The following is a 12,394-nucleotide window of genomic DNA, read 5'->3' on the forward strand; positions in this document are numbered from 1 at the left end:
GCGCCAAGGCGTTCACGCGAATGCCGGCTCGTCTCCATCGTTTCTCCGCCGCAGCAAGGGCAAGGCACGAAACAAGGCGGCAATGGTCTTGCCATCGGTGATCGTACCCTGATGAACGGCGGCCTCAGCTTCATCAGCAGAGAGCGACAGGATCTCCAGGAATTCCCCTTCATCCAGTTCATGCCCCACCTGAATGAGGCTCTGGGCAAAGAAGATCTCGATGCGTTCGTCCGAATAGCCGATGCAGGGATGCATCACGCCAAGGTACTGCCACTTCTCAGCCTCGTAACCCGTTTCCTCGCGCAACTCCCTGCGCGCGCAATCAAAGATATCTTCGCCGGGATCGATCTTGCCGGCAGGCAGTTCGAGGAAAGCCCTGCGCAGCGGATAGCGGAACTGGCGCTCGAACACGAGGCGGCCATCCGGTAATACAGCCACGATCACCACCGCCCCCGGGTGGCGAACATATTCGCGATAACTCTCGCTGCCGTCCGGAAGGCGGACCCGATCCCGCCAGACCTTGAGCAGACCGCCCTGAAAAACAGACTCGCTATCGAGCTGAATTTCCTCAAGCGGGTCTTGCGCCGATGCGGTCTCGCTCATCTTCCGCCCCTTTCCCCGCTATGTTCAGAGCGAGGCAAGCAGCGCGTAGGCACACACCGACATGAGCGCTTGCGGCGCCAAGCCCAGGGCGGCGATCGCCAGGCCGTTTGCCGACAACAGCACGCGTAATTCGGCGGGCGCATGAATCGGTGCGGTATCCACCGGGGGATCGAAATACATGACCTTGACCACGCGGAGGTAGTAGAACGCGCCGATCACCGACATGACGACGGCAATGATCGCAATCCACAGATAACCCGCGGCAACCACAGCCTGAAGCACCGACAGCTTGGCAAAGAAGCCGATGAAGAAAGGAATGCCCGCCATCGAGAACATCACGAACATCATCATCGCGGCGAACCAGGGGCTGCGCTTGTTCAGCCCCTTGAAGTCGTCAATGGAGTCGGCCTCGAAACCTGCCCTGGAGAGCAGGATGATCATGCCGAAGGACGCCAGGCTCATGATCACGTAGGACACAGCGTAGAACATCGCCGAGCTGTAAGCGTTCAGCGCGTAGTGCCGATCGCCATCCACCACGCCGGAGAGCAAGCCGAGCAGCATGAAGCCCATATGAGAGATGCCCGAGTAGGCCAGCATGCGCTTGAGGTTGGTCTGGGCGATTGCCGCGAGGTTGCCGAGGATGATGGAGAGCACAGCCACAAACATCAGCATGCTCTGCCACTGCTCTGCGACATCGAACAGGCCCCAGATGAGCAACCGCACCGCCATCGCGAACGCCGCCAGCTTCGGCGCAGTAGCGATGATCAAGGTCACCGCCGACGGCGCTCCCTGGTAGACGTCCGGTACCCACATATGGAAAGGCACCACGCCCAGCTTGAAGGAGATACCTGCCATCAGGAACACGATGCCGAACAGCAGCACCGTCTTGTTCGCAGCCTGATGATAGACCGCGTTAGCGATGCCTGAGAACTCGAGCGAGCCGGTGGCACCGTAAATCATGGACATCCCGTACAGCAGCAGACCGGAAGCGAGCGCCCCCAGAACGAAGTACTTCATGCCCGCCTCGGTGGAGCGAGCGGAATCCCGATCGAAAGCCACCATGGCATACAGACCGAGGGACATCATCTCCAGGCCGATGTACAGCGGCAGCATGTGGTTGGCCGTAACCATCACCATCATGCCCAACGTCATCAACAGGGCCAGCACGTAATACTCCGGCTTGTCGATGTTGCGGTCTGCAAGGTAGCCGCGACCATATAGCAAGGCGATGGCCATGGAGAAGTAGATCAGCAACTTCAGCAAATCCCCCAGCAGATCGCCGATGAAGAGATTGCTGAAGGTGTAGCTCACGTCGCCCTTGAGGGTGTAGATGGTGACGAAAGCGGCTGCGATCAGCGTGAATTGGGTCAGCGCGTAAGCCAGCCAGCGAACGCCGCGGGCAAAGGTGCTGGCGAGCATGACAACCAACGCCATGATCGCGACGAAGATCTCCGCTGCCGCGGGGTAGAAGTCGGGGACGACAAAGTTCATCTTCTGAGCGGTCCGGTAAAGTGTCTCGCCTACGCTTACAGCTTGCTCACGGCAACGTGACGTAGAAGTTCATCGACGGAAGCGTGCATCACTTCGGTGAAGGGGAAGGGATACAGGCCCATGGCCAGCACGCAGACCGCGAGAATCGCCAGAAAGGCAAATTCGCGCGCGCTGAGGTCCTCCAACTCGGCCACATGAGAGTTGGCAACCGGGCCGAACACCACGCGCTTGTACATCCAAAGGGTGTAGGCCGCGCCCAGGATCAGCGTGATCGCCGCACCAAAACCGATCCAGAAATTGAACTGGACTGCGCCGAGAATCACCATGAACTCGCCGACGAAGCCACTGGTGGCCGGCAGGCCTGCGTTCGCCATCGAGAACAGCATGAAGAAGGCAGCGAACTTGGGCATGGTGTGCACCACGCCACCGTAGTCGGCGATCTGGCGCGAGTGCATGCGGTCATACAGCACGCCGATGCAAAGGAACATCGCGCCGGAGACGAAGCCGTGGGAGATCATCTGCACCAGCGCGCCTTCGATTGCCAGCGGATTGAACATGAAAAAACCCAGCGTCACGAAACCCATGTGGGAAATGGAGGAATAGGCCACCAGTTTCTTCATGTCCGTCTGCACCAAGGCGACGAAGCCGATGTAGATCACCGCGATAAGAGACAGCGCGATGATCAGGCCTGAATACTCTTGCGCTGCATCCGGCACGATGGGCAGCGAGAAGCGCAGGAAACCGTAGGCACCCAGCTTCAGTGCGATAGCGGCCAGCACCACGGACCCGCCGGTAGGCGCTTCGACGTGGGCATCCGGCAACCAGGTATGCACCGGCCACATCGGCACCTTCACCCCGAAGGCCACCAGGAAGGCAAAGAAGATCAGCGTCTGTTCGGTGATGTTAAGTGGCAGCTGGTGCCAATCTAGGATGCTGAAGCTGCCATCCGCCTGCATGAACAGGTAGAGCAGGGCGAGGAGCATCAGCAGAGAGCCGAACAGGGTGTAAAGGAAGAACTTGATCGCCGCGTAGACGCGATTCGGGCCGCCCCAGATACCAATGACGAGATAGAGCGGGATCAGCGAGGCTTCGAAGAAGACGTAGAAAAGGATTCCGTCCAGAGAGGAGAAGATACCGTTCATCAGGCCGGACATCACCAGGAAGCAGGCCATGTATTGGGCCACCTTCTCCTCGATCACTTTCCAGCCGCCCAGCACCACCATGATGGTGATGAAGGCGTTCAGCAGGACAAACAGCACCGAAATGCCATCCACGCCGAGGTGGTAGTTGATGTTGAAGCGCGGAATCCAGGCCTGCAGTTCGACGAACTGCATCGCGCTGGTAGAAGCATCGAAACCCAGGTAGAGCGGAATCGTGACGATGAAGCCTGCGCTCGCAACCAGCAGCGCCAGGCCGCGCGCCAAAGGAGCATTGCGGTCGGAGCCGGTAGCGAGCACAAGCAGCCCGCCCAGAATCGGCACCCAGATCGCGAGACTGAGGAAGGGAATGTCCGTCATCGTTGCTTTCCGTTCTATACGTCGCTGGCGACGCGTTTAGTCTTGTTATGCATCCGTCCCCGGCATGCTCATCCGCGGTTGAACCAGAAAGTGAGCAGGATGAACACGCCGATGATCATGGTGAACGCGTACTGATAGATGTGGCCGGTCTGGAACAGACGCGACATCTGGGCAATCCATCCCACCAACTTGGCGGTGCCGTTGATGGCGACACCGTCGATTACGCCCTGGTCACCCGCCTTCCAGAGTCCCTTGCCGAGCAGGCGGGCACCGCCAGCAAAGAAGATCTCGTTGAAGCGGTCAAAGTAATACTTGTTCTCAAGCAAGGTATGAATCGGCTTGAAGGTGCGCTGGATGGCAGCCGGGATACCCGGCTTGATCATGTAGAAGAACCAAGCCACCGCCACGCCCCCCATCGCCAGCCAGAACGGCGCGGTCTGCAAACCATGTAGCGCCATGGCTACAGGACCGTGGAAATGCTCGGCCAGCTCGTCAAGTCCGACGTGGTTATCACCCACATAGATCACGCCGTCGAACCAAGAGCCGAACAGCATCGGTTCTATAGTGAAGAAACCGATCAACACCGAGGGAATGGCCAGCAACAGCAGCGGCAGGGTGACAACCCAGGGCGACTCATGTGGCTTCTGCCCCGGTGCCAGCCCGTGGTGATGATCGCCAGCGTGCGCATCTTCCTCGTGTTCATGATGATGAGCCTGGCCGAAACGCTCCTTGCCGTGGAACACCAGAAAGTACATGCGGAAGGAGTAGAACGCCGTCACGAACACCCCCAGCATCACGCAGAACAAGGCGTAACCGGCCCCCGGGATGTGCGAGGCATGGACAGCCTCGATGATGGAGTCCTTGGAATAAAAGCCTGCGAAGAACGGGAAACCGATCAGCGCCAGCGAACCAAGCAGCGAGGTGATCCAGGTGACCGGCATGTACTTCCAGAGGCCACCCATGTTGCGCATGTCCTGATCGTGATGCATGCCCATGATCACCGAGCCGGCACCAAGGAACAGCAGCGCCTTAAAGAAAGCGTGGGTCATCAGATGGAACACCGCAGCGGAATAGGCAGAAACGCCTAGAGCGACGGTCATGTATCCCAGCTGGGACAGCGTGGAATAAGCCACCACGCGCTTGATGTCGTTCTGCACGATGCCCAAGAAGCCCATGAACAACGCAGTCGTGGCGCCGATCACCAGCACGAAGGAGAGCGCGACATCCGAGAGCTCGAACAGCGGTGACATGCGCGCCACCATGAAAATACCTGCCGTGACCATGGTCGCCGCATGAATCAGCGCAGAGATCGGCGTCGGGCCTTCCATGGAGTCGGGCAGCCAGACGTGGAGCGGAACCTGGGCCGACTTGCCCATCGCGCCGATGAACAGGCAGATACAGATGGCGGTGATCAGCGGCCAGCCGGTAAAGGCCATCTCTTGCGTAGCCAGATCACCCGCCTGCGCGAAGACCTCTACATAATTCAGCGAGCCCGCATAAGCAGCAACCAGACCGATACCCAGCAGGAAACCGAAGTCGCCGACGCGGTTGACCAGGAATGCCTTGAGGTTGGCATAGATCGCAGTCGGACGCTCGTACCAAAAACCAATAAGCAGGTAGGAAACCAGGCCGACCGCCTCCCAACCAAAAAACAGCTGCAGGAAGTTGTTCGACATCACCAGCATCAGCATGGAGAAGGTGAACAGCGAGATGTAGCTGAAGAAGCGCTGGTAACCCGGGTCGTCGTGCATGTAGCCGATGGTGTAGATATGGACCATCAGCGACACGAAGGTCACGACCAGCATCATCATGACCGTGAGCTGGTCGATCATGAAGCCGACCTCGAAAGTCAGCCCCCCCGCCTCCATCCAGGTATATACGGTGCCGTTGAAGGTATTGCCCGCCTGGACGTCGCGAAAAATGTAGATCGAGGCGACGAATGCCACCGCCACGCCGAGGATGGTCGCCACATGAGCGCCGGTACGGCCGATCAATTTGCCGAAGAGTCCTGCCAGGATGGCACCAGCGAGCGGCGCCAGCGGCACGAGTAGATAGAGCTTCTGCATGTCCGTCATCGCGTGCGTTCCTTTAACCCTTCAGGCTGTCCAGATCATCCACATGTATCGTCCGCAGGTTGCGGAACAACACCACCAGGATCGCCAAGCCGATCGCGGACTCGGCCGCAGCCACCGTCAGGATGAAGAAAACGAAGACCTGGCCCGCGATGTCTCCCAGGTAATGGGAAAAAGCGATGAAGTTGAGATTGACCGCAAGCAACATCAGCTCGATGGCCATCAACAGCACGATGAGGTTCTTCCTGTTCAGAAAGATCCCCACGACGCTGATCGCGAACAGGATCGCGCCCAGGATGAGGTAATGGGAAAGGGATAGCATCTTCAACTCCCTGATCGCTTCGGCCGCAGCCGCCGCGGTTCTTATTCGTGACTTGTATTAGTCCTTCTCGGCCGGCATCTTCACCAGCTCGATTCGGCCTTCCCGCTTGACTGCGACCTGTTCGGAAGGATCGACGTACTTCGTACCCTTGCGCTTGCGCAGGGTAAGCGCTACCGCGGCCACCATCGCGACCAGCAGCACCAGAGACGCCAGCTCAAAGGGATAAACGTAATCGGTATAGAGCACTCGCCCAAGCTCGCGGGTGTTGCTGTAGCCCGCTTGGGGAGCCGGCGGCGCCGGCATGGCGTCCAGCCCGAAGTAACGCCCCCCCAGCACCATCGCCATTTCAACCGCCATCAGCACGCCGATCAGAGCCCCCACCGGCAAATAGCTCCAGAAACCCTGGCGCAAGCGGTCGAGGTTGATGTCCAGCATCATCACGACGAACAGGAACAACACCATCACAGCGCCGACATAGACCATCACCAAGGTGATAGCCAGAAACTCAGCCTGCAGCAGCAACCAGATCCCGCTGGCGTTGAAGAAAGCCAGCACCAAATAGAGCGCGGCATGCACCGGATTACGTGCGGTGATGACTCGCAGCGCCGCGAACACAAGGATCACGGCGAGAAAGTAGAAGACGAAGGTCTTGAATTCCATTTTTTCCGTTCGCAGCGCAGACGCGCCCTCCTTAACGGTACTTTGCGTCCTGCTCGCGGTCTGCCGCGATCTGACCCTCGTAGCGATCGCCCACCGCCAGCAGCATCTGCTTGGTGTAGTACAGATCGCCGCGCTTCTCGCCGTGGTACTCGAACACCCGCGTCTCGACGATGGCATCAACCGGACAGGCCTCTTCGCAAAACCCGCAGAAGATGCACTTCGTCAGATCAATGTCATAGCGCGTTGTCCTGCGGGACCCATCGTCTCGCTGATCGGACTCGATAGTGATCGCCAGCGCCGGGCAAACCGCCTCGCAAAGCTTGCAGGCGATACAACGTTCCTCTCCGTTCGGATAGCGCCGCAACGCGTGCAGGCCGCGGAAACGCGGGCTCTGCGGCGTCTTCTCTTCCGGAAACTGGACGGTAATCTTGCGAGCGAAGAAATGCCGCCCGGTAAGGGCCATGCCCTTAAGCAGTTCTTTCAGGAAAAGACTGCCGATGTAATCCCTAGCACCCATCACCCTTACCTCAAGACCAGATCGAGAGCGGAGACATCATCCACACCGCGACAACGACCACCCACACCAGCGTGACCGGAATGAACACCTTCCAGCCCAACCGCATGATGTGGTCGTAGCGAAAGCGAGGGAACGTCGCACGTACCCACAGGAAGATGAAAAGGATGGCCGCGGTCTTCAACGCCAGCCAATGGAAACCATCCGGCAGGAAACCGAACGGCGACAGCCAGCCACCCAGGAACAGGACCGAGGTCAGGATGGAGACCAAGATCATGTTCGCGTATTCGGCGAGGAAGAATAGCGCGAACGTCATGCCAGAGTATTCGACCATATGCCCGGCCACGACTTCAGCCTCGCCTTCTACCACGTCGAAGGGCGCACGGTTGGTCTCCGCGATTCCCGAAATCAGATAGACGACGAACATCGGCAGCAGCGGCAGCCAGTTCCAGGACAGGAAACCCAGCCCCATGTTGGCAAAACGGCCGGTGCTCTGCGAAACCACGATATCCGACAGATTCAAGCTGGCCGAGATCAGCAGCACGCAGATCAGCGCAAACCCCATCGACACTTCGTAGGACACCATCTGGGCAGCAGCACGCATCGAGCCCAGGAAGGGGTATTTGGAGTTGGAAGCCCAGCCGGCGACAACCACCCCATAAACCTCCAGCGATGTCACCGCGAGCAGAAAAAGCAGGCCTGCATTGACGTCGGCGAGGACCAGACCATCATCGAAAGGGACTACCGCCCAAGCCACCAAGGAAGGAGCCAACGCAAGGATGGGGCCAACGATGAAAAGTCCCTTGCTCGCGCCCGAAGGAATCACGATCTCCTTCAGCAGGAGCTTCACGCCATCAGCAACGGGCTGCAGCAACCCCATCGGGCCAACCCGGTTGGGGCCGATGCGCACCTGCATGTAACCGATCACCTTGCGCTCGGCAAGCGTCAGATAAGCCACGCAAACCATCAGTGGAGCGATGATCGCGATGATCTTCACCAAGGTCCAAACCAGAGGCCATGCGGGCCCGAACAAATTTGCCACCGGTTGCAGCATCGCTTCCATCAAGCACGCTCCACGCTGAGTCGGCCGCCAAGCGCCCCGAGCGCAGCCGTAGTCCGATGCGCCGCCGCGATCCGTACGCAGCCGGCAGCCAGAGTCTCGTCCGCAGCTGCAAGCAGTTCTACAGCCTCACTCCCCTGCCCCACCCGCACTCGCTCGCCGGCAGAGACGCCCAACTGCGCAAGCGTGGCCGGACTCAGGCGAGCGACCGGAACTGCCGCATCCTTCGTTTTCTGAAGCGGAGCAGCCCGACGCACCACCGGATCAGCAAAATAGATCGGCACGTCAGCGACCCGCTCCAGCCCTGCTTCGTTACCAACCACAGCCGCCGCTGTTGCAACCTTAAATACTGCCCCGGTAGCCAGCTTGCGCGCATAGTCGCCCGCAAGCGCCGCCTTGCAGACCGTCTCGGAATCCTCATATGCAAAATCATCCAGGCCCAGCAAGGTGCCGAGAACACGCAGCACTTTCCAGCCCGGGCGGCACTCGCCCAAAGGTCTGGCAACGGCATTGAAACTCTGCGCGCGGCCCTCACAGTTCACGAAAGTGCCAGACGTTTCCGAAAACGGCGCGACCGGTAACAGTACATCGGCAAACTCGCGTAAGGCCGGACTATCGAATGCGGATAGGCTGACCACGAGCTCGGCAGATTGCAGAGCAGCCTGAGTACGGGGCGCATCAGCAAAATCAAGATCCGGCTCAGCTCCGAACAGCATATAACCCTTGCGCGGCGACTCAAGCATCGCCCTGGCATTCAACCCAGACCCGCTTGGTGTCGCGCCTGCAAGATAGCCACCAACGCTGTTGGCGGCCTCACCGATCACACCCACACAAGCACCAGACAAACGCCCAATCTCGCAAGCCAAGACTTCCAACTCCGCCGCTCGAGCATGCTGAACCGCCAGGTTCCCCAGCCAGAGCGCGGTTTTCTCGCCGCTGCCAATTAGTTTGGCCAGCGTTGCAGCCTCTTCCGAAACGGCAGCAGGCATGAAAGGCATGACGGCGTCCGAAACAGCCATGCCTTTCTGCTCGGCCAGCGCCCTTACGACTTCACCAAGGGCTGCAATCATGCCCGACGGAGCGACCAACATCCGGCTACGCACAGGCAGCAGCCATTCCTCCGCCGTCGGGCCGACCACGCCGACCTGAAGGCCGCGCTTCGCAGCCTGACGAACCCGCTGTGCGAGCAGTGGCGCGTCCTTGCGGAAAAAACTCCCAATGACCAGCAGCCGATCCAGTTCGCTGACCCCAGTGATAGGCATACCCAACCACGGGGCCCCGGACCGCACGCCGTCAGCACGGAAGTCCGCTTGCCGCAGACGAAAATCCACGTTGTCCGCTCCCAGGCCTCGCATCAACTTCTGGCCGAGATACAACTCTTCCACCGTCGAATGGGGAGACAGCAAAGCACCAAGCGCCTGACCGCCGTGCTGCTGCGCCAGCCCGCGAAGACCATTCGCAGCAAACTCGAGTGCTGTCTGCCAATCAACCTCGCGCCATTCCCCTGCCTGCTTGATCTGCGGCCGCAGCAGCCGCTCCGAACAATTGAGCGCCTCGTAGGAGAACCTGTCCTTGTCCGACAGCCAGCACTCGTTGATGGACTCGTTCTCGAGCGGCAGCACCCGCTTAACGACATCATGCTTGGTCTGAACAATCAGGTTCGCCCCCAGCGAGTCATGTGGGCTCACCGACTTGCGCCGCGAAAGCTCCCATGTACGGGCGGCAAAACGGAAAGGCTTGGAGGTCAAGGCGCCAACCGGGCACAGGTCGATAATGTTGCCCGACAGTTCGGAATCAACTGTCTTTTCGACGAAGGGCATGATCTCGGCATGCTCACCCCGGAATGCCTGTCCCAACTCCATCTCACCGGCAATCTCGGTGGTAAAACGCACGCAACGGGTGCAATTGATGCACCGGGTCATGTCCGTCGCCACCAAGGACCCGAGATTCTTGTTCAGGACGACACGCTTCTCTTCCTGGTAGCGCGACTGGCTTCCACCATACCCCACCGCCAGATCCTGCAACTGGCACTCGCCCCCCTGATCGCAGATTGGGCAGTCCAACGGATGGTTGATCAGAAGGAACTCCATCACCCCCTTCTGCGCCTTGACCGCAGATTCGGAATGAGTCCACACCTTCATGCCGTTGGTGACCGGTGTCGCACAGGCTGGCAAAGGCTTCGGCGCCTTCTCTACTTGCACCAAGCACATGCGACAGTTGGCTGCGATGGAGAGCTTCTTGTGGTAGCAGAAATGAGGAATATAGCTGCCGACCTTGGCGGCGGCATCCATGACCGTACTGCCGTCCGGTACCTGTATCTGCTGGCCGTCGATTTCAATCTCTAGCATGAGGGGCTCACGTAGATTTGGCTGCCTTCGTACTGCACTTCAGGCGAGACGAGACACTTCTTGTTTTCGATGTGGTACTGGAACTCCGCACCGAAATGCTTGATGAAACTCTGAACCGGCATGGACGCCGCGTCACCCAAGGCGCAGATAGTCCGACCCATGATGTTGCCGGTAACGGAATTCAACAGATCGAGATCATCCGCTCTACCCAAGCCATTTTCGATGCGGTGCACAACGCGGTAGAGCCAGCCCGTACCCTCGCGGCACGGGGTGCATTGCCCACAAGACTCTTCAAAATAGAAATAGGACAGACGCTCAAGCGCCTTCACCATGCAGGTGGTTTCATCCATCACGATGACCGCACCCGAACCGAGCATCGAGCCCGCCTTGGAGATCGAGTCGTAATCCATCGTGCAATCCATCATCACGTCGGCGGGCAGAACCGGCGAGGACGACCCGCCTGGGATAACTGCTTTCAGCTTGCGCCCACCTCGCATTCCCCCGGCCATCTCTAGCAATTCGGAGAAAGGAGTCCCGAGAGGAATCTCATAATTACCAGGACGGTTGACGTGGCCCGAAACGGAAAAAAGCTTCATTCCCCCGTTATTCGGTTTGCCCAGGTTTAGGAAGGCTTCGCCGCCCATGTTGATGATGAAGGGAACAGACGCGAAGGTTTCCGTATTGTTGATGGTCGTCGGCTTACCATACAAACCATAACTTGCCGGGAATGGCGGCTTGAAGCGGGGCTGCCCCTTCTTGCCTTCGATGGATTCGAGCAAGGCCGTCTCTTCACCGCAGATATACGCGCCATAACCATGATGGGCGAACAATTCGAAGGAAAACCCGCTGCCGAGAATATCTGTACCCAGTAAATTAGCCGCTCTCGCCTCGTCCAGAGCCTCTTCGAAACGCTGGTATATCTCGAAAATTTCACCGTGGATGTAGTTATATCCACGGGCACAACCCATCGCATACGCGGCAATGGTCATGCCTTCGATCACTGAATGCGGGTTGTAGCGAAGGATGTCCCTGTCCTTGAAAGTTCCAGGCTCACCCTCATCAGAATTGCACGCCAGATACTTGTCGCCCGGGAAAGAGCGAGGCATGAAACTCCACTTCAACCCAGTAGGAAAGCCCGCGCCACCTCTACCTCGCAGAACTGCAGTCTTGAGCTCCGCAATGATGGTCTCCGGCGGAATCCTCTCGGAGATAATCTTTTTCAGCGCAGCGTAACCACCCCGGGCGAGGTAGTCCTGCAGCCGCCAAGCACGGTCGCCGTCCACCCCGGCGAGGATCATTCCTTGCGCACTCATTTGCTTTCCAAATCGGCCAGCAACTGGTCGATCTTCTCCTTGGTCATCCAGCTGCACATGTGATGGTTGTTGACCAACAACACAGGAGCATCACCGCAGGCCCCCATGCACTCACCTTCTTTCAAGGTGAACTTCCCATCGGCGGTCGTTTCGTTGAAGCCGATCCCCAGCCTCTGCTTCACATAGTCGGCGGCATGTACGCCGCCGGAGAGGGCACAGGGGAGATTGGTACAAACGGTGATCTTGTGTTTGCCGACAGGCTCAAGATCGTACATGTTGTAGAAGCTGGCGACCTCGTAAGCAGCAATGGCCGGCATCTGCAGGTAATCTGCGACAAAAGCGATGACTTCCTGGGGAAGCCATCCCTTCTCGACCTGTGCAATACGGAGCGCCGCCATGACCGCGGACTGCTTCTGATCCGCCGGATATTTGGCGACCTCTCGGTCAATCTGTTGCAGCGATTCTTGGCTCAGCATGTCGTACTCATCTTCTCG

Annotated in this window: 11 protein-coding genes; all 11 read right to left on the minus strand. The window is 58.8% G+C overall.

Annotated features, from left to right (window positions below; translation table 11 throughout):
* Positions 1–12: 12 nt before the first annotated feature.
* The gene (locus GRF61_RS02465; RefSeq protein WP_169149146.1) at positions 13–603 is read right to left on the minus strand and encodes an NUDIX hydrolase; all 591 of its coding nucleotides are present in this window, start codon (positions 601–603) and stop codon (positions 13–15) included.
* Between the two features lie 24 nt (positions 604–627).
* Positions 628–2,094 carry an NADH-quinone oxidoreductase subunit NuoN gene (gene nuoN, locus GRF61_RS02470; protein ID WP_169149147.1) on the minus strand — a complete coding sequence of 489 codons (1,467 nt, stop codon included), beginning with the start codon at positions 2,092–2,094 and terminating at the stop codon, positions 628–630.
* A gap of 35 nt (positions 2,095–2,129) precedes the next feature.
* On the minus strand, positions 2,130–3,611 hold the full coding sequence (locus GRF61_RS02475; protein ID WP_169149148.1) for an NADH-quinone oxidoreductase subunit M: 1,482 nt from the start codon (positions 3,609–3,611) through the stop codon (positions 2,130–2,132).
* Positions 3,612–3,679: 68 nt separating this feature from the next.
* Positions 3,680–5,686, minus strand: a complete 2,007-nt coding sequence (gene nuoL, locus GRF61_RS02480; protein ID WP_169149149.1) for an NADH-quinone oxidoreductase subunit L — start codon at positions 5,684–5,686, stop codon at positions 3,680–3,682.
* Positions 5,687–5,699: 13 nt separating this feature from the next.
* Complete coding sequence (gene nuoK / locus GRF61_RS02485) at positions 5,700–6,005, minus strand: NADH-quinone oxidoreductase subunit NuoK (RefSeq protein WP_133587840.1); 306 nt, start codon at positions 6,003–6,005, stop codon at positions 5,700–5,702.
* Positions 6,006–6,062: 57 nt separating this feature from the next.
* Positions 6,063–6,665, minus strand: a complete 603-nt coding sequence (locus GRF61_RS02490; protein ID WP_169149150.1) for an NADH-quinone oxidoreductase subunit J — start codon at positions 6,663–6,665, stop codon at positions 6,063–6,065.
* 31 nt (positions 6,666–6,696) lie between these two features.
* Positions 6,697–7,182 (minus strand): NADH-quinone oxidoreductase subunit NuoI, encoded by a 486-nt coding sequence (nuoI, locus tag GRF61_RS02495; RefSeq protein WP_133587844.1) that lies wholly within the window; start codon positions 7,180–7,182, stop codon positions 6,697–6,699.
* A gap of 10 nt (positions 7,183–7,192) precedes the next feature.
* A complete protein-coding gene (gene nuoH, locus GRF61_RS02500) occupies positions 7,193–8,242 on the minus strand; it encodes an NADH-quinone oxidoreductase subunit NuoH (RefSeq protein ID WP_169149151.1) in 1,050 nt (349 codons plus the stop codon).
* Positions 8,242–10,587 (minus strand): NADH-quinone oxidoreductase subunit NuoG, encoded by a 2,346-nt coding sequence (nuoG, locus tag GRF61_RS02505; RefSeq protein WP_169149152.1) that lies wholly within the window; start codon positions 10,585–10,587, stop codon positions 8,242–8,244. Before nuoG ends, nuoH begins: the two co-directional genes overlap by 1 nt.
* Positions 10,581–11,885, minus strand: coding sequence for an NADH-quinone oxidoreductase subunit NuoF (nuoF, locus tag GRF61_RS02510; protein WP_169149178.1), 1,305 nt, complete (start codon positions 11,883–11,885; stop codon positions 10,581–10,583). Before nuoF ends, nuoG begins: the two co-directional genes overlap by 7 nt.
* An 11-nt stretch (positions 11,886–11,896) precedes the next feature.
* Positions 11,897–12,376 carry an NADH-quinone oxidoreductase subunit NuoE gene (gene nuoE, locus GRF61_RS02515; RefSeq protein WP_169149153.1) on the minus strand — a complete coding sequence of 160 codons (480 nt, stop codon included), beginning with the start codon at positions 12,374–12,376 and terminating at the stop codon, positions 11,897–11,899.
* Between the last annotated feature and the right edge of the window lie 18 nt (positions 12,377–12,394).

It is taken from the genome of Azoarcus sp. TTM-91 (genome assembly GCF_012911025.1).
In the GTDB taxonomy this organism is placed as follows: domain Bacteria; phylum Pseudomonadota; class Gammaproteobacteria; order Burkholderiales; family Rhodocyclaceae; genus Azoarcus.